We start from the raw sequence: 24,786 nt of genomic DNA on the forward strand, positions 1-24,786 counted from the left end.
TTTCTAAAGATATTAATTTAAGGGGCAAACATGTCAGTCGGCTCACTAAACTGGACTATATTCTGTGCGGAGTCTAATGAATATGGTGTCGATAAAGCCGCATGGGCAGAATCAGTTTGTAAGGTTATTGGTAGTTCTAGCTACAATGCCTATGCTGAGGCGCCCACATGGTTACAAATGTTAGGTTCTGGTGTCTTTACTATGGTTTGGACTGCCATTGTAGCCTTTCTTATCGCATTTTTATTAGGTTCTCTCCTCGGGGTAATTCGTACTTTACCCAATAAACCACTTGCTTTTATCGGCAACTGCTATGTCGAAATATTCCGTAATATTCCATTAATTGTACAGTTATTCTTCTGGGCTTTTGTTTTTCCGGAGTTCTTACCGGACAGTTTAAGTGCAGGAAGTGGAGATGTTGTAGCAGGGGGATGGTGGAAAAACATTTTAAATCAACAACCCGCTGTTATCGGTGTTTTTGCTTTAGGCCTTTATACTGCGGCGCGTGTTTCGGAGCATGTTAGAGCAGGAATTAACACGGTTTCTCGTGGTCAAAAGTTTGCGGCATCAGCTATGGGATTTACCACCGCTCAAAGTTATCGTTATGTGATTTTGCCAGTTGCGTACCGTACGGTATGGCCAACGATTACGTCAGAAGCAATGAACGTCTTTAAAAACTCGGCAGTTTTATATGCCTTAAGTGTTTTAAATTTCTTTGCTTATACCAAAACCATGCGTGAAGAGACTTCACAGGACATTATCATTCTTATTCTGTCTACACCTGTCTATTTAATCATTACATACACCATTAAATTTATAATGGCATGGATTGAAAAACGCATGGCTGTACCAGGTTTAGGCTCGGGAGGAAAATAATTATGGATTTTTCTCTATTGCATAATCCTGATGTTATTGCGGCATTAAAAGAAGGATTTATTTTTACACTTACCGTAACCGTGCTTGCAATGATGGGGGGCATCCTCATTGGAACTCCTTTGGCAATGATGCGTTTATCCAACAACGCCCTTGCAAGTAACTTTGCCAAGTTCTATGTAGATTTATTCCGTGGTATCCCATTAATTCAGGTTATTTTTATTTTTTATTTCTTGTTGCCAAAGATATTTGAGTTTCAATCAGATACGTATTGGGGGCCATTATTTTCCAGCGTTGTGACTTTTGCCATTTTTGAAGCTGCGTTTTTCTCGGAAATTGTACGTTCGGGTATTCAGTCTATTTCAAAAGGGCAAGTCAATGCAGGCTACGCTTTAGGTTTTACCTATGGACAATCCATGCGTTATGTGGTGTTACCGCAGGCCTTTCGCAATATGCTTCCGGTATTACTTACTCAAACCATCATTCTATTTCAGGATGTGTCATTAGTTTATGTCATTAGTGCACCAGACTTCTTAGGTCGTGCAGATACTTTGGCTAATACCTATGGTCCTGAAACGAAAGCAACATTCTATTTAATCGTCGCTGTGGTGTATTTCTGTAGCTCGTTTGTGCTATCGCAATTAGTCAAACGTTTGCAGAAAAAAATTGCCATCATTCGCTAATTGGAGATTTTAAATGCCAATGATAGACATCCAACATATCTCTAAATGGTATGGTGATTTTCAGGTTTTAACAGATTGCACGACGAGTATTGAAAAAGGTGATGTCGTTGTTGTTTGTGGGCCATCCGGTTCAGGCAAATCAACGCTCATCAAAACTGTAAATGCTTTAGAGCCGTTTCAGCAAGGCGACATTATTGTTGATGGGGTTTCACTAAAAGATCCGAAAACTGATCTTGCAAAGTTCCGTTCTCGGGTAGGAATGGTGTTCCAGCATTTTGAACTTTTTCCTCACATGACTGTTTTGGAAAATTTAACCATTGCCCAAGTAAAAGTTTTAAAACGTTCAGTTGCTGAAGCGCGTGAAAAAGGTCTTAAATATTTAGAACGTGTAGGTCTGCTTGCCCATAAGGATAAATTTCCAGGGCAACTTTCTGGTGGTCAGCAACAGCGTGTTGCTATTGCCCGTGGCTTATCAATGGACCCAATCTGTATGTTGTTTGATGAACCTACTTCGGCACTCGACCCAGAAATGGTAGGCGAGGTTCTTGAAGTGATGGTGCAACTTGCTCATGAAGGTATGACCATGATGTGTGTAACACATGAAATGGGCTTTGCAAAACGCGTATCTAACCGTTTAATTTTTATGGATGAAGGTAAAATTCTTGAAGATTGCCCAACCCATGAATTCTTTGATAATTTAGAGGCACGTCATGAGCGCGCTAAAATTTTCTTGGAAAAAATTCAGGCAATGCACTAATTGTGACAATAAAAAAGAGCCATGAGTGGCTCTTTTTTTTACAACTAAATTTTAGAAATTATATTTTGCTAATAAATTTATGCGTGAGTAATCACCTTTATCACCTGCAAAAGTTTCACGCTGGCCGTAAGTATATTCTGCACCTAAATCAATATTTTTAACCGGATTCCAGATTAAGTTGACCAAAGCGTTATAAATTTCTTTGTTATAGCTAGTATTGGTTAAATTGCTATTTGCATAGACGTTATCATCTTTATATTGAATACCACCTATTGCGAAAGTAGAGCGGAGAATAGGGCTCCATTTCCGTTGGTAGCCGATCACCGCACTATCAAATTCACCTAAGTTGATATCTTGAGTAGTTGTATCGTATGCATATGCAGAGTTGCTATAAGATAAATAGCGGCCATCACCTTTAACATGATAATAGTTGGCAACGACACTATCCTGAGGCGTGATATCGTACTTGCCACCGATGCCTACACCCCAGCCAAATTTTTCTTCAGATGAACTATTTTTAGGCGCTACTCGATTTTCATGGGCAAGACCATGAAGCTGTAATAAGCCTTTATTATCTGCGGTTTTGAAATCATAACGAGTTGTTAGAGCAGGGAAACGGCTTCCTCCAGCAGCATTACTCACTTTTTCAACATCACCACCTTCTAAGGCAACTAATATTTTTTGTTGAGCATTAATTGGTTGAGTATAGCGAACCTGTACAGTACGTGTGGTTCCTGTACCTACTGCACCGGTAAAGTCTAGTGTTTCCGGAGAAGTATCTGTATTGACGAAAGGTGAAGTGGTTTGACCAGCTAACCATTTGCCTAAAGACATATAGGCATGGCGTACACGGAAAGTTCCACTGCCATTATCGCCATTGCCTCCCATAAAATCGGCTTCAATTTTGCCTGTTAAATCGCCGTATTGTGTAGGTCGAGTAAGATCTAACCCAATGCGTGTAGTCGCTGCAGATACATTTAATGAGTCCTGTCTTGGGTCATCTTTATTTAAAGGGTAGTTAGCACCATTTGAAATGCTGCCATTTGACCCTTTAAAGTCATAGGTTGCATCTACACGGACATTCCCATAAAGCTTGACTTGCGTTTGGCCATCAGGCATTTGCATCCAACCCGGTTTGCTCTGAGGAACGGGTGAGCTTGCTGCAATTGTAGTTGACGGCACTTTTGGAGTATTTACTACAGTTACCGCTTTTTGCTGATTTGATAATTGCTGGACCAGTTGCTTTAACTCACTAACTTCTTTGCGTAAAGCATCTACTTCTGCATCAGTAGCAGCATGAGCTGGCATAACTACAGCGGTTAAGCTGATAGTGCTCATTGCAAGAATTAATGTTTTGATATTTTTCACAGGCATTCCCCACATTGGATATAAAAGATTTCCAATATGTGCATAACAAAAAGAGTGCCAACTTTTTAAAATTGTTTAAACTCATTGATTTTAATTAAGAAATTATAAGATTTTTAAAAATTAAATATGCTTTTATTCATATACTAATTAAATCATTGAAGAGTTATAGGCTATAAGTAATTGAAAATGCGCTATGAACGCTATACTACTGCACAGTTAACAAGCAAAAGTTAAGTTAAGAGGGTGGTAAAGCTTAATTCTCTCTTTTAATGATATTTGATTTCCAAAGTAGGCTTAGCTTTAGGATATACTGTAATTTATAAAGCGTGTTAATTGGAGCAAAGAATGGAGTTAGACCGTTTTGATAAACAAATTCTGGAAATTTTGTCTCATGAAGACCTGAATTTGAATGAGCTTTCAGAACGGATTAATCTTTCAGTTAGTTCTGTTCATCGCCGAATTAAACACTTGATTGAAGCTAATATCATGGGGCAACTCAAAAGAGAAATTAACTTTAGCAAATTGGGTTTTACTTTGCATATTTTGCTACAAGTCTCTTTAAGCAAGCATGATAGTGAGACATTTGATAAATTTCTTTCTGAAATTGAAGCCATTCCTGAAGTAACAAATGCTTTTTTGGTGACTGGTCAAAGCGCCGATTTTATTCTTGAATTAGTTGCACGTAATATGGACGACTACAGCGAAATTTTATTAAGACGGATTGGTAAAATTGATAATGTCGTTGCTCTGCATTCGAGCTTTGTCATTAAAGAATACAATGTATTTAACTGTTATAACTTATTAAATAAAGTATAAAAAACGCACCATTTGGTGCGTTTTCTCGTCTTAGGCATCAAGTTGCGCTAAAACTTCATCACTAAACTCAACGTTTGTATAAACGTTTTGTACATCGTCTAGATCTTCAAGCATATCAATGAGTTTCATTACTTGTTTAGCTTGATCAATATCAGTGATTTCTGCTTTAGTAGAAGGGCTCATCACTACTTCAGCATTGTCTGATTTTAAACCAGCAGCTGCAAGAGCATCTTGAACCTCACCAAAAGTCTCTGGAGAAGTGATTACTAAAATTTCATCTTCTGAAACTTCAATATCTTCTGCACCAGCTTCTAAAGCAACGTCCATGATCTTATCTTCTAAAGAAACATCGTCAAAAGTAATCTCACCACGTTTGGTAAATAGGTAAGCAACAGAACCTGCGGTACCTAAGTTACCATTAGTTTTGCTGAAACAATGGCGAACATCTGGAACTGTACGGTTCAGGTTGTCTGTCATTGTTTCAACAAGAACAGCAACACCACCTACACCATAACCTTCGTAGGTTACTTCTTTTAAATCATCATTATCTTCACCACCCACACCGCGTTGAATTGCACGGTTAATGGTATCTCGTGTCATGTTGACAGAAAGCGCTTTTTCGACAACGGCACGAAGGCGAGGGTTACTGGCAGGATCTGCACCACCAAGTTTTGCAGCAGTGACAATTTCACGAATATATTTAGTAAAAACTTTACCGCGACTGGCATCTTGTTTCGCTTTACGATGCTTAATATTGGCCCATTTAGAATGACCCGCCATGGAAGTGAACTCCAAAAATTAAAAAATGCAAAAGTGACAGAATATTAGCATAGGCATGGTTTTCTTGAAAACTGTTGCCTTACGTTTTGTTAGCCAATTAAATAAGCTCAGAGAGCCTAAATTTACATAAAAATATAGGCTCAAACTTCATGAGAGAGTTAGCTAGTTAATTTTCACATCAATATCATATTGCGCATAAAGTTCTTTAATCGTTTCAAGATCTTTCTGTAAATCCGTAGGATAAATCTTACCTAAAATACCGCCTTTTTTGGTTCTTGCATTTGCATACATCAGTACAATTGGAACATTTGCTGCCTTAGCAATATGCCAAAAACCGGTTCGAATAGGTTTGCGTTCCGATCCATCTTTGGCACGCGTTGCTTCAGGTGCAATCACTAGATTGAATGTATCGCTACTTTGGAATTTTTCAACCATTTGAGAGACGATATCTTTGCTTGCTTTTCGGTCTACGGGAATGCCACCTAGCTTTTCAAGAATAGGCTTCATTGGACCTTTGAAAAGTTCTTTTTTTATTAGTGTATGAATTTTTAAATCTAATATTTGAAACAAAGCGATTGATAAGATCGCATCAAGGTTAGAAGTATGTTCAAAACCGATAATAACTTGTTTTTTCTCAAGAATGGTAGGATCTGCATCATAGGTCCAACCAACTGCTTTGAAGATAGAATTGCCTAAAAACTTTTTCATAGAGATGTGGGAGACAATAAGGTTGCAGAATTCTAATATGAGTTTGTCTAAAAAGGTAGAAAATTATCTTCCAAACAAATTTTATTTATTTTAATTTAAAAATATTTTTAAATATTATATTCTAATTTTATAATAGAAAAATATATAATTGAATTTTTAAAATATTATTGTATATATTAAAAGTATTAAGGATTTTCAGTTTTAATCAAGTACTCAATATATTGCCATTTCTTAGAGGGATCAATCAGATCTTTATCAATTGTCCCATCAATAATAATACCATCAATAATTGAAATGATGATATGAGTAAGTGGAGTAGGGTCTTTAATATCTAGCTCTACTAATAAACTATTTAATAAATTTATAAGCCAGTTTGTATATTCTTGAAATGGTTCACGAATTGAGGTGTATTGTTTAGACACTTCAATAAAAGCCTTTTTGAATAGGCAACCATTAAAATTCTCACTATTAACCCAGTCAATATACCAATTAAAAATTAGATGTATTTTATCAATTGGACTCACATCTGGATGTAAGCTTAATTTTTCATAAATTGAATTTTGTATATTAATATTTCGATGATGTAGGCACTCCATGATTAAACTTTCTTTCGATGGAAAATATTTGTAGAAAGTCATCTTGGCTACATTTGAGTCAGCAATAATTTTGTCTACCCCTGTAGCATTGTAACCAATTTGGTTAAAAAGTTCTAAAGCAGTATTTATAATATCTTCTTTTTTTGACATTACATTTCCATATAATTGAAACTAATTATTACTTGATATAGATTTTAAAATTTTAATCAAATTAATCATAATCAAAAACATAATTTTATTCAAGCGAATATTATAAAAGCTACTCAAGATTATTTTTAAATTTTTTAAATATTCTATTTGATTTAGTAGAATTTTAATTCTAATATGAATTTTCAACAAAAGAGTCTTATTTTTATCTTAACTATTTGTTTTAAAAACAGAATACGGAAATTTAAAAAATTAATAAGTTTAATGAGAGTGGATTATGCCTAAAAAATTTGAGGACTTTAATAATCCTAGGAAAAAAGCACTTGCAGGGATGAAACAAAGCATTTCAGCTGAACTTTGGGACAAAAATCTTAATTTTTTAACTCAATTAAGAGCCAAGATTGCGAAACATCCAGTATCTCATCATCCTGCAATAGAAACTTTAAATAACGGTGAAATTAATAAAGAAAACTTAAAGCGTATTCATTTAGAGTATCGCCATGCAATCGTACAAACATTTACAGACGCTTTATTAATGGCTCAATACCAGACAAAGCAGTTAGAACCTAGGTTGCATGCAGGTGCAAAGATGTTTCCGCGCTGTCTTTTGAGTCTTAATATATTTGATGAGTTTGGGTTTCGACCTGGGACCGACAAAGACGGTTATTATCAAGGTAACCCAGAATATGCACATTATCCTTTATTTGAAGATGTCCTTGATGATTTTGGAGTGACGGAGGAAGAGCGCCGGAGTTATCAACCAACAGAAATTGCACATCAGCTGAGAGAGTTTCTAGAAAATTCCTATAAAGACTATAAAGCCGTTTCTGCTTTATTAGCTGTAGCTGAAGAAGAAGTTATTTTGTACAGTCCACCTTTACGAAAAGCAACCAGTGCTGTAGGTATAGCGGTGGAGGGTGGTGGCTATTACCATGTGCATGGAGTATCTGAAGATGAAACTGCTGAGGCAGCAGATGACGATCATGAAGAAGATCTATGGTTTATTTTAATGCAAGCTTGTACAGAAGAAGACTACACTTATTTAGAAAACCTATGCCTCGAATATTGTGATTTATGGGAAAAGTTTTGGGATGTTCAAATAGAAAGCTCAAAATCAATCCTGAAACAAAATTTAGCTTAAGAACAGGTCAAATAATCAATTCAAACATTTATAACAGTCCTAAAGGTTGAAAAGGAATGTTCAATAATACGGAAATTGGAAAAGGCTTTTAATGTTTAATTGAACAATTTTTGAATAATGAAGTGATATTTGGCTATATTTTAAAAATATCTAAAGTTAAAAAACCCCAAAAACTTAAAGTTTTTGGGGTTTGTATTTGGTGGGCCCACACAGACTCGAACTGTGGACCAACGGATTATGAGTCCGCTGCTCTAACCGACTGAGCTATAGGCCCTATAATGAGAAAAGCTTTTAATCTCAAGGCTTTTCAGTGCCTGCAATACTAATCAATTTTTTTATTAAACACAAGTATTTTTCAAAAGTAGCAGCAGTAGACCTGAAAAATATTTTGCTATATTGTTAATTATCACAAGCGATAGGGATTCTAGCTTATGAGCACTTCACGAGTAAAGCTAACTAAGTCATTTATCGATCAACTTGAACTCACACCGGCTATTTATCGTGACAGTGAGATTATTGGCTTTGCTATTCGTGTAAATAACTCTTATAAAACTTACATTGTGGAAAAGAAAGTAAAAGGGAAATCAATTCGTTGTAAATTAGGGGATTACGAAAAAATTACTCTTGAAGACGCCCGTATACTTGCACAGCAGAAGTTAAAAGAGTTAACTGACTCAAACTCTTTAAGCATTAAAAATAATAAAATATTAAAAAATAGTTTAAATGAGAAAATTGACCAGCCTTATCTCAAAGAAGCTTTCCAAGTATATATAAATCACCACGAGTTAAAAGAAAGGACATTAGCCGACTATAAAGAAGTTATAGAAAAATATTTAATAGACTTAAGTGAACTTAAACTGATTGATATTACTGAACAGATGATTGAAGAAAAGTATATTCAGTTATCTCAGTATAGTTATGCAAAAGCTAATTTATCTATGCGTGTACTTAGAGCGGTCTATCATTTTTCAATTAAGTATTATCAAAATAAAAATTGTGAAGTAATTATACCAAGGATAAATCCGGTTAATTTGTTAAAGAAGAAACAGCTCTGGGAAGAAATCCCACCTCGAAGAAACTATATCGATGTGGATAATTTAACCAAGTGGGTGCAAGCAATTATTGAATATAAAGGTAGGGGACAGGAAAATGAAACAAATAAGGATTTTTTATTAACACTTATATTAACAGGGCTTTTTAGGAATGAGTGTGAATCTTTACATTGGAAAAATATAGATTTAGAGGAAGGAACTCTGTCTTTTATAAATCCATACAATAATGTGTACTATAAAATTTATATGGGAAACTTTCTTTGGTATCTGATGAAAAAACGAAGAATACAAAATAAAGGAGAGTGGGTTTTTCCATCTGTAAAATCTGAATCTGGTCATATTATTAATATTTCAAAATTTAGAAAAAAAATTAATGAACAATGTAATCTTTCTTTTACTTTTCAAGATCTACGTAGAACATTTTATTTTTTGTTAAATAATTTAACTAATAAATCATTAGTTAGCAAAAGAACAGATCAGTATGAAGAAAAGCTGGACGTTAAGAATATTGCTCATGCTCAGGATATGCGTAATAGAATGAATAAGGTTGAGCAAATTATTCTTGGTCCCTATCGAGATGAACTTATTAAATCTATCAATATTAACCTATAAAATTTTGTCCTTTCAAAGCTAGAAATAGAAGCCGTACGGGTCCAAAAATAGTATAAATTTAAAGTAAGTTTTATGGATAAAACCTAGAATGAAGATTGTTTCGCATTTTCTACAACCTTTTGTAATTGATCAATTTTATACTTGACTAAAACACTTGGAATTTATACAGTAGTAGAGTATTTTTGATAATTATTATTATTGCTTAGTCCTGAAATACAGTAAGAAGCCTATTCATTATGAATAGGCTTTTTGCTTTCTTTAATTTAATCATAGAGTTCTCGTTTTTTTATGAAAATTAATATAATAAAATCAACAAAATAAGTGTTTTTAATAAATTGAAAAAGATTGTCACGTAATTTTTCATTATGAACAAAACTGATTTAAATAGTACTCAAAGTGAAACATGGCTAAATGCTAAGTTTAACTTTCAATCAATAAGGCATAGGAGTGTCATCATGTTTAAAGCAATGTTTTTCTTCAGTGCAGGTGCGATGTTTGGCTATTGTTATAAGCATTATGATGAAAAAGTTATAGAGTCTAATAAATCTAAATAGCTCCTAAAGAACCGTCTAAATGGCGGTTTTTTAATGACAAGTTTGAGATAAGTTTGCTTGAACAATCTGGACAAGCTCTCTGGCTGCTTTCGATAACGGTTTATCTTGAAGCCAAATGAGATAAATAGATAAAGGCAAATGATTTTTCGTATTTTTAAAATCTAATTGAACTAAGTGGCCTTGTTCAATCTTTTCTTTTACCAAAGATAAGGGAAAATTTCCCCATCCTAAGCCAGCTTCGACCATATTAATTGCTGTTTGTAAGCTATTCGTTTTCCAGTACATTGCTCCAATGATTGAACGTGAGTCTTCCATATCCAGCTCACTACTTGCGACCACAATTTGCCGAATATTAATTAACTCTTCAATCGTGTTTAACTTATTCTGTTCTTTTAAAAACGGATGATGAGCAGAGATCGTAGCAATAACTGTTTCTGTCATTACTAATTGTAGGCTTTCACGCATTTTTATATTGAGATTTGAACCTGCAAGGCAAAGGCTAATATTTTCTGTATAAAGTAAATTTAGAATATCATCTTGAGGAGCTGTAATAATTTCTAGGTTAAGAAGGGGAAACTTCTCTGCTAGTTGCTTTATGGCTTTAAAAAGTAATTCAGTATTCGCATCTGAAACCACACCTATTTTTAATTTACTTTCAAGACCAAGTGAAAGTTCATAAGCATGCGTAGCTAATAGCCTAAGCTGTTCAGCAATAATACGGGCTTGAGGTTCCAATGCTAAAGCCGCCGCGGTAGGAATAACTTTGCGGTGTGTACGTTCAAATAAGTGGTAACCAAGTTCTGCTTCAATATTGGCAATTGCCATACTCACTGCTGATGGCACTCGATTTAACTTACGTGCCGCGGCCGAGAAAGATCCAGTATCTAATACGGTTAAGAAAAGTTCGATATTTTCACTATTAAAATTCATTTTGATATCAGTAGAACTGAAAGCTGTTAACTTTATATATGATTTTAGCTGAAACTAAAATAATAAGAAGTAATAAAAGTTGAAAGATTATGCAAGGTTTAAAACGTCGTATTGTTTATGTTTCTTCATATGAAATTATTGGAATGGTGATTTCATCAGTAGGTTTGGCTCTTTTGGCCGGAGATAGTGTAGAGCACACTGGGCCACTTTCAGTGATGATTACTACTATTGCGGTAACGTGGAACTTTATCTACAACATTCTTTATGAAAAATGGGAGGCTCGCCAAGAAAGTAAGTCGCGTACGGTTAAACGAAGAATTGCGCATGCGATCGGATTTCAAATTACTTTAGTAATGTTCTTAATTCCGCTTATTGCGTGGTGGATGAATATTTCTCTTGTTGCCGCATTTTGGTTAGATGTTGCATTTATTATTATCATTCCAATTTATACGTTCATATTTAATTGGACATTCGATAAGTTATTTGGATTGCCTGCCTCTGCACAACCAAGTACTGCTCAACAGTAGAAAAATATTAATGAGATATCAAAGTATTATTTTAGACTTTGATATCTCGTCTTAACATTATTTTACTCGTTCAAGTTGAAGAGCTTTTGAAATTTTTATTTGAGCTCTTTTGGCAAGTACATAATATAAAACTGCAGTGGATAACAATCCCACTAACCAGGATAAATCGACTCCACCCAACATTTCGGCAATTTGTCCTTTATAGAATTTACTATCAATAAAGGGCAACTGAAGTAAGATACCAATACAATAACAAGCGATTCCAATCGTGTTCCAGCGGCCATATTTACCATTTGGGTCATATAAGGCATTTACATCGCATTCTTCTTTAGAAATAAAATAGTAATCAACTAAATTAATTGCACTCCAAGGAATGAAAAATGTAAGAAGAAACAAAATAAAAGATTTGAATGCGCTTAAAAAAGTATGTTCACCTACAACTGCAATAAATGTTGAGATAATTACCATTGCAAGAACAATTGTAAGTCGCGTTAATTTTGAAATTTGAGCACTTGGCTTAAAACTGTTCCAAATGGTCGCAATACACATAAAACTGCCATAAGCATTAAGTGTAGATAAAGTGACCTTTCCGAATGCAATACTAAAATATAAAAAAGTAATCACAAGAGCGATTGGATTCATGCCTACAACGTACTGAACTTCATTGCCAACAAAACCACCATTCGAGACTTGAGCAATAAATACACCGAGCATCATTGAAATTTGGGAGCCTATTAAAGACCCAAGCCCAACTGCCCAAAATACGCGTGTTGAAGATGTTTTTGTAGGAAGATAACGAGAATAATCTGCTACATAAGGTCCAAATGAAATTTGCCAAGAAGCAGAAAGAGAAACTGCTAATAAAAATGATGACCAGCTAAAATGCCGTACAGCAAGCAATTCTGAAATATTAGAGAGAGCTAAAATTTGAGTTAAAATAATAACAAAAGCAATTAAACCAATAACACTTGCAACTTTGCCTACCCAATGAATTAAACGATAGCCAATTGTCGCAAATATAATAATAAAACAAGCATAGATTAAAATACCTGTTGTATTACTCACCTGTGCTAGATGAGCAATTGCTTTACCAGCGAGTACCTCACCAGTGGCCGTAAAGCCAATATACATAAGACAAACAAGAATGATGGGGATACAGGCACCATATACCCCAAATTGGACTCGACTCGAAATCATTTGTGGGAGGCCGAGTTTTGGACCTTGAGCTGCGTGTAAAGCCATGACGGCAGCACCAAAGCATTGTCCAATAAAGAGGCCAATGATTGACCAAAATACATCACCACCTAATACGACGGCTAATGCACCTGTAACAATAGCTGTAATCTGTAAATTGGCCCCGAACCAAAGCGTAAATTGGGCAAATATACTGCCATGCCTTTCATTTTCAGGAATAAAGTCAATACTTCGGTTTTCAACAAATCCGCTTTTCGGTTTCCCAGCTGATGAGTCCATAACACTCTCCTTATCCTTTAAGAGCTTTTCTATTATTAGATCCATTTATGTATAAACAAATACAAACATGTATATACAAGTTATTTGAGAAAGAAGCAAATGGTTTTTTGAGCTGATACCTTAAAATTTTTTTGTTTTTAAATTAAAATGAGTTGAGAAAACGAAACTGATGTTATGACTATTTTTATAAAGATGAGTCTGTTTGATCCGTAAATTCAGTTTATAAAAAAGCCCTCCATTGAGGGCAGATAATCAGACTTCTGCATCAAGGATTGCTTGAAAAAATACAGGTAACTCCGAAAATTGAACTAATTGTGTTTTATCAGCGTGTTTGTAATAGTACTGATAGTGGGGTGTTTCAAAACCACTATCAAGATATTGGGTTGCATCAGAAAATTGGGCTTTTGCAACGGGCTTATCCTTTTTAAATTTAACAATAATAGGATTAACGGAATTTAATTTAACAGGAACACCATTCTCGAATTTGGCTGTTTCAATGAGTAGAGATATTTTAAAATCACCAAATACTACACAAAACTGTCCTCCATTTTCTGTTTTAATTTCTCGATCATGAAAAAGTTCTTTAAATAAATTTTTTAATGATTCTCTATGCTTGTCTAAAGCTAACTGAAAATCATGATCTTGCTGTTCTAGTTTCTCTTGCTCTTCTTTTAGCAATTTGGCCTGTTTTTCGATAGTTGTAAAATCCAAATTCATCTTAATTCTCCTTGTTGTGTTTTAAAACTATATATGGCAACTATTTGTTAAGTTTTAAAGAAACATACATTCTTTGTTACAACGCAATAATTAAGATGAATTTGTGTGATCATTACTTTGTGCAAGGCTTAGCTATAAGTGCAGGACGTTTAATCTGAATAAATCCTCCACTACTCATCACGCCAAGCATGACTAAAGCTGTGCCTATAAGTTGCCAGATATTAAGTGATTGACCAGCTAACAAGGCAACTAACATACTAAAAACCGGAACAAAGTTAAAAAAGATTGATGCTCGGCCTGCACCTAGTTTTTGAATACCATTAAACCAAAATAAATAAGCAATCATGGTAGAACAAATAATGACGTATCCCATAGCTAAGTGTGCAGTGATAGGCGCCATAGCAATTGCTTGAGAAGGATGCTCAAAAATTACACTTAATATGATTAAAGTCAAAGCACCGAACATCATGGAAAAGGTTGTGGTCTCTAAAGGTGTAGCATTTTTTACATAACGGCGTGATAGCACATTCGCTAAACAAAAACTGACACCACCTAGTAAGATGAATAAGTCACCGATTGCTATTTTTAAGTGTAGTAGCGTTGAAATATGGCCATGACTAATAACAAAAAGTACACCACTTAAGCCAAATACAACACCAATAGACTTATTAAGCGTCAGTTTTTCTCCATCAAGTAAAATTGTTAACAGCAAAGTAATTAAAGGTGTTGTGGCCATGATTAAAGCGCCATTGACTGCTGAGGTGGTTTGTAAACCATAGAAACAGCCTAGGTTAAAACCGGCAATACCTATAATTCCAATAATAAGATAGATAGCTAAATTTTGCCGTAATGCGACCCAATGTAGCTTTCCTATAGCTGTAAAAAGAATAAATAGGCCAAGGCTTGCAATTGTAAAACGTTCAGCTGCTGCTGAAAGAGGTGGCATATATTGAATCACATAAGACATCGCATTAAATGCCGAGCCCCAAAACAGCATTGTGATTACAACACCAGTATAGGCATACACCATTGATTTATTCATGATTGGGCTCCGAAAAAGAATGTCTTTATTCTGAGTAATCACATAAAGGTGTACAATTCCATATTAATTCATCTCTGATGTGAAAATTTGCACAATGATTGATTGGGAAAATTTACATTACTTTTCAGTTTTTTCTGAAGAGAAGACACTTTCAGCTGCTGCAAGAAAGTTAGGTGTTGACCATGCTACTGTTGCAAGAAGAATTGCCCAGTTAGAAGATAATTTAAAACTAAAATTAGTGGACCGTAGACCTCGTACTTATATTTTAACTTCAGAGGGGGAACGTCTGGCCAAAATCGTGACACGTATGATGGAAGAAACATTTTCTATTGAACGTCTGGCTCAGGCAGGACAACAGGAAATTAGTGGAGTAGTTTCGGTAAGTCTACCGCCAGCTACGGCTGCACATTTGGTAATGCCTCATCTTGGTAAGTTTTATCGTCAATATCCTGAGCTACAATTGAGAATACTCGGTGATGTTCATTATGCCTCCTTACAGCATCGCGAAGCAGATATCGCAGTTCGCTTTGGACGCCCTAAAGATGATTATCTAATTGCGCGTAAAGCTGGTGAAGTTCCTTTTGGCATATATGCAGCCCAAGAATATTTGGATGCTATACAAGAAGAAAACTATGGGTGGATTAGCGTTGAAGTTGGTGGAGTTCAAGGACAAAAACAGCAAAAGCTAAAACAACGGTTAAATTATAAAGAGCCAGTTATGGTTACGAATCATCCTGAGCTTCAATGGCGGGCTACTTGTGGAGCAGTTGGTTTAGCTGTACTACCTGATTTTTTAGGCCAGCAAGGTCATTTAGTAAAATTACCTGATGATGACCCAATGAGTGCTGAAATTTGGTTAGTAATTCATGAAGATCTGCGGAGTAGTCCTGCAGTAAGGGTAGTGATGGATTTTCTTTTAGATTGTTTTGAACCTTTTCGTGTTTAATATTGCTTAAGCCTTGACTTCAATTAGCTTAATTAATTTTTATTCATCAGGAAAACTTCCTGCATCTTCTCTTGCTTGCTTTAAGGCTAGAAAAAAACACAGCAGAAAAAGTAAACCAATAAAAAATAAGAAAAAATCTAAATAACTAATACCTAAACCAATTCCGAAAGCCCCTAAACTTAATAATAAAATACAAAATATTTTCCAAATAATGAGCATGTGGTTTTGTAATAAAAACTTGAAGTTAGGCTGTAATTGAAAAATATTTCCAGATATGTGTTTGTTTTTTTTCTTATAGGTTATGTAAAGCTTTATAATTTATCGAATTACATAATATTTACTTTTAACTAAACCCTCCTATTTGAGCACTTTTTAATTTTACTATACATTCGTATATATAAAATTTATGTTTTTTGAATTAATAGAATGATAATTCTTTAGAAAGCCTGTAAAATGAAAATCGTAAACTTTATTTTTAACTTATTTTTATTTAAAATTAATGGGTTAAATAAATTTATCAAACTTTTGTTAAAAAAAAGACTTGATATTTAAGCTAAATTTTGAAATTATAGTCATGCAAATTGTGATCTATTTCCCACAATTTGTATTTCAGGTTAAGTGGTTATCACTAATGCTCATTAGCTTTTTTCGCTTATGAGCATTTTTTTAATTTATTTATTAGTAAAATTTAAAAAATAATGTGTGTGATCATTTGACTTTTTTAGTATTAATTAAAAATTATTCATTCTATAAAGCCTACTACTTACTACTAAGCTCTAGCGTTTATAAGAAATGCTAATCATATTGGATCGTTACTGTTGCATTAGCTTTGACTTCACCGGCTGTTACATTCGAAGCAGTTTGATAATAACGCGCCGTTAAAGGAATATCGTACTGTACTGTCTGGTTAGAACTTACTGTACCAATATCTAGTTTGTTTCCTTTTCGAATAGGATTGTTCGCGCCATTCATATTCCATAACAATTCAACACCAACTCCGTTCGCTTTAGTTGAGTCAGCAGCACTGTTATTAATAACCTGACTATTTGAAGTGTCAGAAATGTAGTCAAAACTTAAACTCAGTGTATTACTCGTTGGTACACCTGAGTTATTTTCCCCACCATTACAAAGAATCGATAAATTAAAGTTTTTCTCACCTTGAGTTGATCCAATGGCTCTAAAACCTGACTTCATCACAGTGGGAAGCTGAACAACCGTATCTATGCCGTTTTGAATTTCACAAGAAGATGATGCAATAAGAATAGGGGAGCTGCTCAATACTGTAGTTGTTAAGAAAGGGCGATTTTGTTGTCCTGTTACATAATAGGTACTGTAACGACCAGCAACTAATGCACCTGAACCTGTAGTTGCAGCAGTTTTAATCACTTCCATAACAAAATATCCTGGTGAAAGCGTATATGTTGTATTAGGAGTCAAGCTGCGTTTATAAGGGTAATATCCAGAAAAATCTGTAGAGTCGAATGCCTCTCTATAAAGTCGAATACCTATACCCGGAATATTGGTTGCATACACATTATTTCCAATCGAGCTAACAGGATAGTTTAATGGAAGTGCCGCTGTAATTTGGTCACTGGCACGGTTGCAAGTTGCAGTAGAATTATTGGGTGAAATAGTAAAAGTATTCTTTTGGAGAACTGTTCCGATTGGATCGGTCGGGCGTACTACAATAGTCCCAATCGTCATTGGAATATCGACTGTGGTAAAGCCCTTGCTTAAAGTACAGTTGGCATAGGTTTGGTTATAAATAAAAAAACTAGTAATGAGTAAACCGCTCTTTATAAGCATTTTTTTCATTTGCAGACTGCCTCTGTCATAATAATTAATTGTTTTTCCTGTAAGATTTTTGATTGAATGTCATAATCAAGTTGACATTCTTCACTATTACTTTGTCCCCATTTCACATAAAGATGATCTTGAGTTAGGGGAGTACGTAAATAAATCCGGCTACCTTGGGCTACCATTCCGACTATTTCATTGTTTTGATTAAAAACTTGTGCTGCAAATGGCAAATGGCCGCCATTAGGTGTTTGGGTGCTAATAAAAACTGCATATCCCGTTTTTGTTGAAAAGTTAACTTTAGTGATCGATCCTGCATATGGGGCAATACGATGACTTGTTTCCGTAAGTTCAACAGTTGATGGCATCCCTTGAGGGTCAAGGCTAATGTCATTTAAGCGATAGGGGGTTACATAAGGAATGACAGCATAACCTTGTTTATTAATGCTTAGACCAGAGATATTGCCGACTCGAGCACCAGTCGCTTGAGGCGCATATACCAATACCATGGTCTGTACTTGGTCTGGGCCAAATAAAATACCTTGTGAGTGAGCGACCAAGCTTCCATTTAAATTGATCATTTCTTGTTGGTATGTATCGGACTGACCAAAAGAAGCGCCTATAGTTGTATAGTTAGTACGGTAGGTGCCATTAATATTTAGGCTTGTTTGCCCTTGATCTTGATATGAAATTGATGAGCCATAATCAAAGCGGTTTCCGATATAACCACTCATTCCTAAAGTTCGGCTATCTTCTGAAATAGAACTATTAAAATTAACGGTATTTTTTTTAAATTGAAGTGGAAAAGATAAAGACAACAAATATTGCGTTTCGTGACCAGAATTTTGATTTTCTTGGTCAAACTCATGAGTAATTGCAGAAATACTGTAAGTCAGATCTTTAAATTGATTACTATATCCAAATTGGAATTGTTGATTACGATTAGGCTGGTTCCAATAATTAATCCACGAGCCTACTAAATAAAAATTACCCCATTGATTTGGAAGGCCTTGGTTTAATGTGATCTGAAATTCACTTTTTTGTTTCCCCACGGAAAAGCTATCAATATCTTGTTGTTGCAAGTCTCGAATTAAAATTGAATCGCGTAATTTCAAATAATTTTCTGTGGAATATCTATACGTAGCTAAAGTTAAATTGGTGTTGGTTGGAGTAAATAGTCGGTTAAAACTTAAACGATAACTTCGTCCTTTAAGGGTGGGCTTTTGTTCGAACTCAGCTGATGACTGAGTTGCATCAAATGAAATTGCACCGATTGGGGTTGCAAATGCGCTACCTATTAAAAAAGACTGGTAGTTTTCAGTTGCCTGAAAGCCTGTATAGCTTGTTAAATAGTTATTGATACCTCTTTGATATTTACCTTGCACTAGCCATGGTTTTAGATTGATATTGGCATCTCTAAACTGTCCCAAAGTAAAAGAATATCGGCTCATTTTAGGTCGTAGCATCTCAACGACAGAAGCATAAGGAATAGAAAACTTTTGAATTTCTCCATTTGTTTCATATATAGAGACTTGTAATTCGCCACCGAAGCCTGTGGGATAAAGATCATTAATTTCAAAACTTCCGGGTGTAACAGTCGTTTGATAAATTAAATTTCCTTGCTGACGTACCTCTACTTTTGCATTGGTTTTGGCATAACCTCGAATTTGGGGAGCATATCCGAGCATACTGTTAGGAAGCATGCGGTCATCACTTGATATGTTAATCCCACGATAAGGTAGGGCATCAAAAAAATTATTATTGGTAAAATAATCACCTAAAGTAACAACACTATTGAGCTTGGGAAAAGCCTTTTGGGCATATGTATTATTTGATGTGTAGGAAGAAACCTTTTCTTGTATTTCATTATGATCTTGCCATTTCCACTGCCCAGTATGGCGTAATTGCCAATCATAGAGATTTAGACCAACATTTGTACCCATAAACGCATGATTTGTTTCATGGTTATTATTTACAATACGATAGGCAGAAGCATTGTATGCAAAAAAAGCTGCATTTATACCGCGGTCCCATAAACGTGGGTCGACATACCCTTGAGCATTCTTTTGTAAAGCAACTTGTGGTATTGAAATATCAAGTCTCAGACGAGAAGTATCAAATTGATAAAAAGCATCGTTAACCCACTTGTCCAAGTCATTACAGGTAAAGGTACTACTTACTTCATGATGAAGAATTTCTGGTTTAACTCCATATTCTAAAAGCATATCTGGGGTAAAACAGGTCTTTGCATTCTCATTCGAACGAGTACTTTTAAAAACAAACTTTCGTTTTCCTAACCACTGCCCATTAATATAGACGTCAAGACTATATTCACCCGGTAAAATAGGATTGCCGTACTTAAATCGACCAATATCAATTTTCTGTGCATTTCCCACTAAAAAATTAGTATCAAAGTCAGCTTTTAAAATATTTTCCCTATTCATATTGTCTGATGCATATACAGTTAAGGGAATATTAATTGCGAGACTCAATACTAAATAATATGTAGTGCGCTTTTTAAAGCATATACTGGATATGAACCATTCTGACATCGTCTTTATGCCTGTTCATGAGTAGGTGTTTAAATTAAAAAGTAGGTAAGCTTAGAACCTTATTACTTGTTCAATTCTTCCACCATAATCATTTATATAAACAAAGCTCATATTTGTTATATTGCTATTTTTAAGTTTTATTTGATCTTCTGAAAAAGGAGAAAGCATTAAACCCTGTTTTAATAAATCTGTTTTTTGATGATTTATTTCTTGAAAAATTGAGCTTATTGTAATGTAAAAGGGAGTAGGGTTTTTAATAAGCAAGTTTTCACCATTTTTTACCCACTGAATTTTTTCACTTAATGTATTAATATTTTCTTTTAGACTTACTGGTCGATAAAAGAACTTAATTCGTGAACGTATCGCTAATTGAAGAAAATTATTGGTTAATACTTCATTATTTTCTTGTTTTTTACCTTCCGGCCTTGGTGGTATATCTAATACATTAAGCCAAAATACACTTTCTTTATTTTGGTTTAATTGAGAAGCATTAGGTAGTGCAGTAATTCGTAAAGTTTGCCCTTTAGAGGGTTCTACTCTTGAAATAGGTGGTGTAATGATAAAAGGGACATTCGCTTCATCGGGAGTTGATTTAGCGTTTCCATCATCAATCCAAGCTTGAACCAAGGAAGGCGCTGTACCGTTATTGCTGAGTTGTAAGTTTACTTCTCGAGCATCTGATGGATAGATTACACGTGTACCATGAAGTACTATTTCGGCATGCCCTGTAGTAGCAATTAATGCTTGAAGACAAGCCATTCCCCAAAAAAATTTACGACCACGAAAAAGCATGAGTCATATTCTCAATAATAAATAATAGATGAGATATAGCTTCTATTTAAAAATAGAAGCTGGTTTTAATTTATTGATAAATAATCGTGTATTTCACTTGTGACGTTACAGTACCTGCTGTAGATGCTCCAGTTGCATAATATTCAGCATAATAATTAAGATCGGCATTCCCTCCAGCAGAAACATTTACCCATTGTGAGTTATCTTGTGCACCAGAAGCACCTTTCGCAATTACAGGAATTACTGCATTGTTGCTACCCAATAATTGGATGTTGACATTGGCAGCTGCACCAGAGGTAGCTTGGTTCAATAGTCGACCAGTATTAAAATCAACTGTTGCGCCTGGTTCAAAATAAGTCGCGACTTTACCAACTGAAGCACAATTCGTTAAATTGATTTGAAAAGGTGTACGACCAGCAACATCGCCCGCATTTTTCAAAGATTGAGATGATACTGTTGGTAAATTTACAGTGAGATTTTTATCACCAGTATCAATCGTACACGTATTATCAGTTACTAAACCATTAATAGTGATCGTACCATCAGCTGCTTGTGCTGCTGCAATATTAAAAAGAGAGCTAGCCGCAATAAAAATAAATTTTTTCATAAAATCCCCAAAATATTCAATAAATATCGCTTTATTACTCTTCAGTGCTTTTATTCTGATCAAGTAATGCGGTGGAAATATAGCACCTTTCAAGTAAAAAACAAGAATAACATTATATTTTTATGTATTTTGATTGGTTATTTTTTATTGATAAATGCGGTTTTTATTTTAATTTATACCATATGGTAAAATATCATGAAATTATTTTATTTAAATTAATTTGATAATAATTTTCATTTAAGTTTTTTAATTTTTAAGAATTGATTTTTTTATTGTAATTTTATATAAATTATATATTTTTGGATAAATTAACTAGTTGATTTTCATTATTAAAATTAATTTTTATATATCGTGTAAATATATTTATTTTTTTAAGAAAATTTTAAGGTTTAATTCCTAGTGTTTTAGTTGTAATTCAATAAAAGATCATCTGGAGTTTGGTTCCATGAACAACATGAAATACACGTATAAACCGAATTATTTTTTCTTTGCTCATAAATTAGTCTTGTTTTTAAAAGACTATTTACTCAAACATCCTACTGAACAGAACACGACGTTTAATTTACAAACAATTTATGATGTCTTTAGCCACGATCTAGCCTCTAGCACAACAAATCTAGAAGGTATTCTAAACATTGCGGATGAGTATGTTTTAGAAACAGAAGAGGGGCTTTTACCATTGATTAGTAGCCACTCAATCAATTTAAAGAATCATGTACTTTCTTTAGAGTTTTCACCTAAAGCGTTAACAAGCTTATTGTCGGGGCGTTCATTAGTGAATCCGAAGGCTGCTTAGATTTTCTTTTAAGGTAGAATGAACTCATATAGAATTCATAAAATTTATTTTTAAGAGTTATTTATGAGTAAAGACTTTAAAGCCTTAACTTATATTGCAGATGATAATATAGCAGATACAGTGACTTGGCTCTTACACCATCAAGATGTTTTTGAATCTTTTCACTTTGATGTATTGAGCCAAGAGTTATCGGTTACCCATGCGGCAGGTAGGGATATTATTCGAGTTGGAACCTTTCTGAATGCTACTTATGGCATATTAGTCACTTCTGTATAAATGAAAAAAGCCCTGAATGATCAGGGCTTTTCAGTTTTTGCTGAGGTTAAGCACTCATCGCATCAACTGATAAATCAGAAACAGTTGGTTTTGGCTTTTCAGCTGTTAACCCTAGTTTATTAAATAATGCTTGGTCTTTACCTTCACCTGCATTTGGCGTCGTAAGTAATTTATCACCAGAGAACAGAGAATTTGCACCCGCCATAAATGCTAAAGCTTGATCTGAGTCACTTAAAGATTCACGACCAGCAGATAAACGAATATAACTATGCGGCATAATAATACGTGCTACCGCAATAGTACGAATCCATTCAATAACATCTAGTTTTTCAACATCAGCTAATGGTGTACCTTCAATTGGAACAAGCATGTTGATTGGCACAGATTCTGGATGAATAGGCAAGGTTGCTAATTCATGTAACAAACCAATGCGATCTTCACGGCTTTCACCTAAACCAACAATACCGCCACTACATACTTTCATACCAGCTTGACGTACATAATCTAAAGTATTCAAACGGTCATCAAAAGTACGTGTGCTGATGATGTGGGAATAATACTCGCGAGAAGTATCAAGGTTATGGTTGTAATAGTCTAAACCAGCATCTTTTAGGCGTTCTGCTTGTGATTGATTAAGCATACCTAAAGTCATACAGGTTTCCATACCTAATGCTTTAACTTCACGTACCATTTCTAAAACATAAGGCATATCACGCTCATGAGGGTTACGCCAAGCAGCACCCATACAAAAACGAGATGAACCTGAATCTTTTGCAGCTTTTGCTTCGCTAATTACTTTTTCAACAGCAATACGTTTTTCTGCTTCTAATTTTGAATCGTAATGTGCAGATTGAGAGCAATATTTGCAATCTTCAGGACATTTACCCGTTTTAATAGATAAAAGGGTGCTGACCTGAATTGTATTGGCAGTGAAGTGCTCACGGTGTACTTGTTGAGCCTTAAAAACTAAATCCAAAAAAGGTTGTTCATATAGAGCTTGGATTTCTTCACGAGTCCAATCATTACGTAGAGTCATTGTCATATCCATGATGATGGCATTAATTCACTGTACATAATCATACAGAATTCGTATTAAAGCTATAGGGCAAAAAACATCATTTTTTTAATTTGATAGCTAAAGTTGATTAAGTTGCTGTTCAATTGCCCAATCAATATGCACATTGACGATTTCGTCATGTAAACTTTTGCCTTTGTTTAGCTGATCTACAATTTCTTTTGAGTACGGTGCGTTGCCTAAACCGATAGCGATATTACGTTTGAAGGATTGATAACCTGTACGTCGTATTGGGCTGCCTTCTGTATTGGCTAAAAAAGTAGCTTCGTCCCACTGCCAAATATCAAGCAAACTAATATTATCTAAACCATGTCTAGGATTGAAATCGGGAATAGATGCTGTTTTAGCAAAACTATTCCACGGGCAAATTAATTGGCAGTCATCACAACCAAATATCCGGTTACCAATGCCTGCACGTAATTCTTCTGCAATGATTCCTTTATATTCGATGGTGAGATAAGCAATACAGCGTCTAGCATCTAACATATAAGGTTCGACAATCGCTTGTGTCGGGCAAATATCAATACACGCACTACAAGAACCGCAGTGAGAAGTAGCAGGTTCATCAAAAGGTAAGTCGAGTGATGTAAATAGTTCACCTAAGACAAAGAATGAACCCGACTTTTTATGAATGAGTAAAGTATGCTTACCTGTCCAGCCCATTCCAGCACTTTCAGCTAATGATTTCTCAAAAATAGGTGCCGAGTCTGCAAAAGGGCGGGATTCAAAATCTCCCACTTTTTCACGGATACGTGTGGCTAACGTTTTTAATCTGCCACGCATCACCTTATGGTAATCACGACCACGAGCATAACGGGCAATAATCGCAGAGTTTGGTTCGAAGGGTACATATCGTGGTTTTGGTGATTCCACCAAATAATTCATACGTACGCAAATAATACTTTTTGTTCCAGGCACCAATAAAGTTGGATCTGCTCGCTTTTCCAGATTTTCTTCTAAATAGGTCATATCTGCATGATAACCACGTTCAAGGTATTCTAAAAAACGTGGCATTTGCTCTTGAGCATCTGGTTTGGCAATGACACAATCAGCAAAACCCAAGTCTAATGCTTGAGCTTTGATCCATGCTTTTAATTCATGTGGATCAATTTGTTGCACTGCAATGCGTGATGTGTTGGAAGATGTCATAAACCGAAAAATGCAAGAGGATA

25 protein-coding genes and 1 tRNA gene are annotated in these 24,786 nt (G+C 34.9%); 10 read left to right on the forward strand and 16 right to left on the reverse strand.

Annotated elements, in window-relative coordinates; genetic code table 11:
* Positions 1 to 30 precede the first annotated feature (30 nt).
* The 3 genes from EG365_RS16320 to EG365_RS16330 are packed head-to-tail and all read left to right on the forward strand — an operon-like array spanning position 31 to position 2,310.
* Positions 31 to 873, forward strand: a complete 843-nt coding sequence (locus EG365_RS16320; protein WP_000110649.1) for an amino acid ABC transporter permease — start codon at positions 31 to 33, stop codon at positions 871 to 873.
* 2 nt (positions 874 to 875) lie between these two features.
* Positions 876 to 1,553: an amino acid ABC transporter permease gene (locus EG365_RS16325; RefSeq protein ID WP_000347804.1), complete on the forward strand. Its 678-nt coding sequence runs from the start codon at positions 876 to 878 to the stop codon at positions 1,551 to 1,553.
* Positions 1,554 to 1,566: 13 nt separating this feature from the next.
* Positions 1,567 to 2,310, forward strand: a complete 744-nt coding sequence (locus EG365_RS16330; protein ID WP_001132006.1) for an amino acid ABC transporter ATP-binding protein — start codon at positions 1,567 to 1,569, stop codon at positions 2,308 to 2,310.
* A 51-nt stretch (positions 2,311 to 2,361) separates the two neighbouring features.
* Here EG365_RS16330 and EG365_RS16335 read toward each other — a convergent pair whose 3' ends face one another.
* Positions 2,362 to 3,678 carry a DcaP family trimeric outer membrane transporter gene (locus EG365_RS16335; RefSeq protein WP_185767446.1) on the reverse strand — a complete coding sequence of 439 codons (1,317 nt, stop codon included), beginning with the start codon at positions 3,676 to 3,678 and terminating at the stop codon, positions 2,362 to 2,364.
* Positions 3,679 to 4,023: 345 nt separating this feature from the next.
* Here EG365_RS16335 and EG365_RS16340 point away from each other — a divergent pair, with 345 nt between their 5' ends.
* Positions 4,024 to 4,494 (forward strand): Lrp/AsnC family transcriptional regulator, encoded by a 471-nt coding sequence (locus EG365_RS16340; protein WP_000418050.1) that lies wholly within the window; start codon positions 4,024 to 4,026, stop codon positions 4,492 to 4,494.
* Positions 4,495 to 4,524: 30 nt separating this feature from the next.
* Here EG365_RS16340 and EG365_RS16345 read toward each other — a convergent pair whose 3' ends face one another.
* The 3 genes from EG365_RS16345 to EG365_RS16355 form a co-directional block, all read right to left on the reverse strand.
* Positions 4,525 to 5,274 (reverse strand): YebC/PmpR family DNA-binding transcriptional regulator, encoded by a 750-nt coding sequence (locus EG365_RS16345; RefSeq protein WP_000907230.1) that lies wholly within the window; start codon positions 5,272 to 5,274, stop codon positions 4,525 to 4,527.
* A gap of 162 nt (positions 5,275 to 5,436) precedes the next feature.
* Positions 5,437 to 5,982, reverse strand: coding sequence for a 1-acyl-sn-glycerol-3-phosphate acyltransferase (locus EG365_RS16350; RefSeq protein WP_000713973.1), 546 nt, complete (start codon positions 5,980 to 5,982; stop codon positions 5,437 to 5,439).
* Positions 5,983 to 6,167: 185 nt separating this feature from the next.
* Entirely contained in the window at positions 6,168 to 6,728 is a 561-nt protein-coding gene (locus EG365_RS16355) for a TetR/AcrR family transcriptional regulator (RefSeq protein WP_000037157.1), read from the reverse strand.
* Between the two features lie 274 nt (positions 6,729 to 7,002).
* Between EG365_RS16355 and EG365_RS16360 the strand changes: the two genes are divergently transcribed.
* Entirely contained in the window at positions 7,003 to 7,866 is an 864-nt protein-coding gene (locus EG365_RS16360; protein WP_001124728.1) for a hypothetical protein, read from the forward strand.
* Between the two features lie 197 nt (positions 7,867 to 8,063).
* Here the strand turns inward: EG365_RS16360 and EG365_RS16365 are convergent.
* Positions 8,064 to 8,140 (reverse strand) — tRNA-Ile (locus EG365_RS16365).
* A gap of 157 nt (positions 8,141 to 8,297) precedes the next feature.
* Between EG365_RS16365 and EG365_RS16370 the strand changes: the two genes are divergently transcribed.
* Complete coding sequence (locus EG365_RS16370) at positions 8,298 to 9,530, forward strand: integrase family protein (RefSeq protein ID WP_000108020.1); 1,233 nt, start codon at positions 8,298 to 8,300, stop codon at positions 9,528 to 9,530.
* A gap of 584 nt (positions 9,531 to 10,114) precedes the next feature.
* On the opposite strand, the gene EG365_RS16375 is transcribed toward EG365_RS16370, so the two are convergent.
* Positions 10,115 to 11,014, reverse strand: a complete 900-nt coding sequence (locus EG365_RS16375; RefSeq protein ID WP_001010554.1) for a LysR family transcriptional regulator — start codon at positions 11,012 to 11,014, stop codon at positions 10,115 to 10,117.
* A gap of 89 nt (positions 11,015 to 11,103) precedes the next feature.
* Between EG365_RS16375 and EG365_RS16380 the strand changes: the two genes are divergently transcribed.
* Entirely contained in the window at positions 11,104 to 11,541 is a 438-nt protein-coding gene (locus tag EG365_RS16380) for a PACE efflux transporter (RefSeq protein ID WP_001161759.1), read from the forward strand.
* A gap of 57 nt (positions 11,542 to 11,598) precedes the next feature.
* Here EG365_RS16380 and EG365_RS16385 read toward each other — a convergent pair whose 3' ends face one another.
* The 3 genes from EG365_RS16385 to EG365_RS16395 all read right to left on the reverse strand — a co-directional run bounded on the left by EG365_RS16385 (position 11,599) and on the right by EG365_RS16395 (position 14,773).
* Positions 11,599 to 13,014, reverse strand: a complete 1,416-nt coding sequence (locus tag EG365_RS16385; protein ID WP_000378374.1) for a purine-cytosine permease family protein — start codon at positions 13,012 to 13,014, stop codon at positions 11,599 to 11,601.
* Between the two features lie 252 nt (positions 13,015 to 13,266).
* A complete protein-coding gene (locus EG365_RS16390; protein ID WP_001046931.1) occupies positions 13,267 to 13,731 on the reverse strand; it encodes a hypothetical protein in 465 nt (154 codons plus the stop codon).
* A gap of 112 nt (positions 13,732 to 13,843) precedes the next feature.
* Entirely contained in the window at positions 13,844 to 14,773 is a 930-nt protein-coding gene (locus tag EG365_RS16395; RefSeq protein ID WP_001043478.1) for a DMT family transporter, read from the reverse strand.
* Between the two features lie 94 nt (positions 14,774 to 14,867).
* On the opposite strand from EG365_RS16395, the gene EG365_RS16400 reads away from it, so the two are divergent.
* On the forward strand, positions 14,868 to 15,719 hold the full coding sequence (locus EG365_RS16400) for a LysR family transcriptional regulator (RefSeq protein ID WP_000568098.1): 852 nt from the start codon (positions 14,868 to 14,870) through the stop codon (positions 15,717 to 15,719).
* A gap of 39 nt (positions 15,720 to 15,758) precedes the next feature.
* Here the strand turns inward: EG365_RS16400 and EG365_RS16405 are convergent, their stop codons facing one another.
* The 5 genes from EG365_RS16405 to EG365_RS16430 all read right to left on the reverse strand — a co-directional run bounded on the left by EG365_RS16405 (position 15,759) and on the right by EG365_RS16430 (position 21,467).
* The gene (locus tag EG365_RS16405) at positions 15,759 to 15,938 is read right to left on the reverse strand and encodes a hypothetical protein (RefSeq protein WP_000905607.1); all 180 of its coding nucleotides are present in this window, start codon (positions 15,936 to 15,938) and stop codon (positions 15,759 to 15,761) included.
* 576 nt (positions 15,939 to 16,514) lie between these two features.
* Positions 16,515 to 17,534 (reverse strand): fimbrial protein, encoded by a 1,020-nt coding sequence (locus EG365_RS16415; protein ID WP_000738470.1) that lies wholly within the window; start codon positions 17,532 to 17,534, stop codon positions 16,515 to 16,517.
* Positions 17,531 to 20,068, reverse strand: a complete 2,538-nt coding sequence (locus EG365_RS16420; protein WP_002016582.1) for a fimbria/pilus outer membrane usher protein — start codon at positions 20,066 to 20,068, stop codon at positions 17,531 to 17,533. The genes EG365_RS16415 and EG365_RS16420 overlap by 4 nt, the downstream gene beginning before the upstream one ends.
* Before the next feature lie 51 nt (positions 20,069 to 20,119).
* Complete coding sequence (locus EG365_RS16425; RefSeq protein WP_000898893.1) at positions 20,120 to 20,860, reverse strand: molecular chaperone; 741 nt, start codon at positions 20,858 to 20,860, stop codon at positions 20,120 to 20,122.
* A gap of 70 nt (positions 20,861 to 20,930) precedes the next feature.
* Entirely contained in the window at positions 20,931 to 21,467 is a 537-nt protein-coding gene (locus tag EG365_RS16430) for a fimbrial protein (RefSeq protein ID WP_000713424.1), read from the reverse strand.
* Positions 21,468 to 21,912: 445 nt separating this feature from the next.
* On the opposite strand from EG365_RS16430, the gene EG365_RS16435 reads away from it, so the two are divergent.
* Complete coding sequence (locus EG365_RS16435) at positions 21,913 to 22,263, forward strand: hypothetical protein (protein WP_001061891.1); 351 nt, start codon at positions 21,913 to 21,915, stop codon at positions 22,261 to 22,263.
* 63 nt (positions 22,264 to 22,326) lie between these two features.
* Complete coding sequence (locus EG365_RS16440; RefSeq protein ID WP_000030991.1) at positions 22,327 to 22,539, forward strand: hypothetical protein; 213 nt, start codon at positions 22,327 to 22,329, stop codon at positions 22,537 to 22,539.
* 46 nt (positions 22,540 to 22,585) lie between these two features.
* On the opposite strand, the gene bioB is transcribed toward EG365_RS16440, so the two are convergent.
* Positions 22,586 to 23,575: a biotin synthase BioB gene (gene bioB, locus EG365_RS16445; RefSeq protein WP_000175360.1), complete on the reverse strand. Its 990-nt coding sequence runs from the start codon at positions 23,573 to 23,575 to the stop codon at positions 22,586 to 22,588.
* A gap of 99 nt (positions 23,576 to 23,674) precedes the next feature.
* The gene (gene queG, locus EG365_RS16450; protein ID WP_000204462.1) at positions 23,675 to 24,763 is read right to left on the reverse strand and encodes a tRNA epoxyqueuosine(34) reductase QueG; all 1,089 of its coding nucleotides are present in this window, start codon (positions 24,761 to 24,763) and stop codon (positions 23,675 to 23,677) included.
* Positions 24,764 to 24,786 lie beyond the last annotated feature (23 nt).

The sequence above is a fragment of the Acinetobacter sp. FDAARGOS_494 genome, from assembly GCF_003812225.1.
GTDB classification, from domain to species: domain Bacteria; phylum Pseudomonadota; class Gammaproteobacteria; order Pseudomonadales; family Moraxellaceae; genus Acinetobacter; species Acinetobacter baumannii.

Excerpts from the sequence above, each read along its gene's own strand:
- EG365_RS16320 (WP_000110649.1), top strand. The coding sequence starts at position 31 with ATGTCAGTCGGCTCACTAAACTGGACTATATTCTGTGCGGAGTCTAAT.
- EG365_RS16325 (WP_000347804.1), top strand. The coding sequence starts at position 876 with ATGGATTTTTCTCTATTGCATAATCCTGATGTTATTGCGGCATTAAAA.
- EG365_RS16330 (WP_001132006.1), top strand. The coding sequence starts at position 1,567 with ATGCCAATGATAGACATCCAACATATCTCTAAATGGTATGGTGATTTT.
- EG365_RS16340 (WP_000418050.1), top strand. The coding sequence starts at position 4,024 with ATGGAGTTAGACCGTTTTGATAAACAAATTCTGGAAATTTTGTCTCAT.
- EG365_RS16345 (WP_000907230.1), bottom strand. The coding sequence starts at position 5,274 with ATGGCGGGTCATTCTAAATGGGCCAATATTAAGCATCGTAAAGCGAAA.
- EG365_RS16350 (WP_000713973.1), bottom strand. The coding sequence starts at position 5,982 with ATGAAAAAGTTTTTAGGCAATTCTATCTTCAAAGCAGTTGGTTGGACC.
- EG365_RS16355 (WP_000037157.1), bottom strand. The coding sequence starts at position 6,728 with ATGTCAAAAAAAGAAGATATTATAAATACTGCTTTAGAACTTTTTAAC.
- EG365_RS16360 (WP_001124728.1), top strand. The coding sequence starts at position 7,003 with ATGCCTAAAAAATTTGAGGACTTTAATAATCCTAGGAAAAAAGCACTT.
- EG365_RS16370 (WP_000108020.1), top strand. The coding sequence starts at position 8,298 with ATGAGCACTTCACGAGTAAAGCTAACTAAGTCATTTATCGATCAACTT.
- EG365_RS16375 (WP_001010554.1), bottom strand. The coding sequence starts at position 11,014 with ATGAATTTTAATAGTGAAAATATCGAACTTTTCTTAACCGTATTAGAT.
- EG365_RS16380 (WP_001161759.1), top strand. The coding sequence starts at position 11,104 with ATGCAAGGTTTAAAACGTCGTATTGTTTATGTTTCTTCATATGAAATT.
- EG365_RS16385 (WP_000378374.1), bottom strand. The coding sequence starts at position 13,014 with ATGGACTCATCAGCTGGGAAACCGAAAAGCGGATTTGTTGAAAACCGA.
- EG365_RS16390 (WP_001046931.1), bottom strand. The coding sequence starts at position 13,731 with ATGAATTTGGATTTTACAACTATCGAAAAACAGGCCAAATTGCTAAAA.
- EG365_RS16395 (WP_001043478.1), bottom strand. The coding sequence starts at position 14,773 with ATGAATAAATCAATGGTGTATGCCTATACTGGTGTTGTAATCACAATG.
- EG365_RS16400 (WP_000568098.1), top strand. The coding sequence starts at position 14,868 with ATGATTGATTGGGAAAATTTACATTACTTTTCAGTTTTTTCTGAAGAG.
- EG365_RS16405 (WP_000905607.1), bottom strand. The coding sequence starts at position 15,938 with ATGCTCATTATTTGGAAAATATTTTGTATTTTATTATTAAGTTTAGGG.
- EG365_RS16415 (WP_000738470.1), bottom strand. The coding sequence starts at position 17,534 with ATGAAAAAAATGCTTATAAAGAGCGGTTTACTCATTACTAGTTTTTTT.
- EG365_RS16420 (WP_002016582.1), bottom strand. The coding sequence starts at position 20,068 with ATGTCAGAATGGTTCATATCCAGTATATGCTTTAAAAAGCGCACTACA.
- EG365_RS16425 (WP_000898893.1), bottom strand. The coding sequence starts at position 20,860 with ATGCTTTTTCGTGGTCGTAAATTTTTTTGGGGAATGGCTTGTCTTCAA.
- EG365_RS16430 (WP_000713424.1), bottom strand. The coding sequence starts at position 21,467 with ATGAAAAAATTTATTTTTATTGCGGCTAGCTCTCTTTTTAATATTGCA.
- EG365_RS16435 (WP_001061891.1), top strand. The coding sequence starts at position 21,913 with ATGAACAACATGAAATACACGTATAAACCGAATTATTTTTTCTTTGCT.
- EG365_RS16440 (WP_000030991.1), top strand. The coding sequence starts at position 22,327 with ATGAGTAAAGACTTTAAAGCCTTAACTTATATTGCAGATGATAATATA.
- bioB (WP_000175360.1), bottom strand. The coding sequence starts at position 23,575 with ATGACTCTACGTAATGATTGGACTCGTGAAGAAATCCAAGCTCTATAT.
- queG (WP_000204462.1), bottom strand. The coding sequence starts at position 24,763 with ATGACATCTTCCAACACATCACGCATTGCAGTGCAACAAATTGATCCA.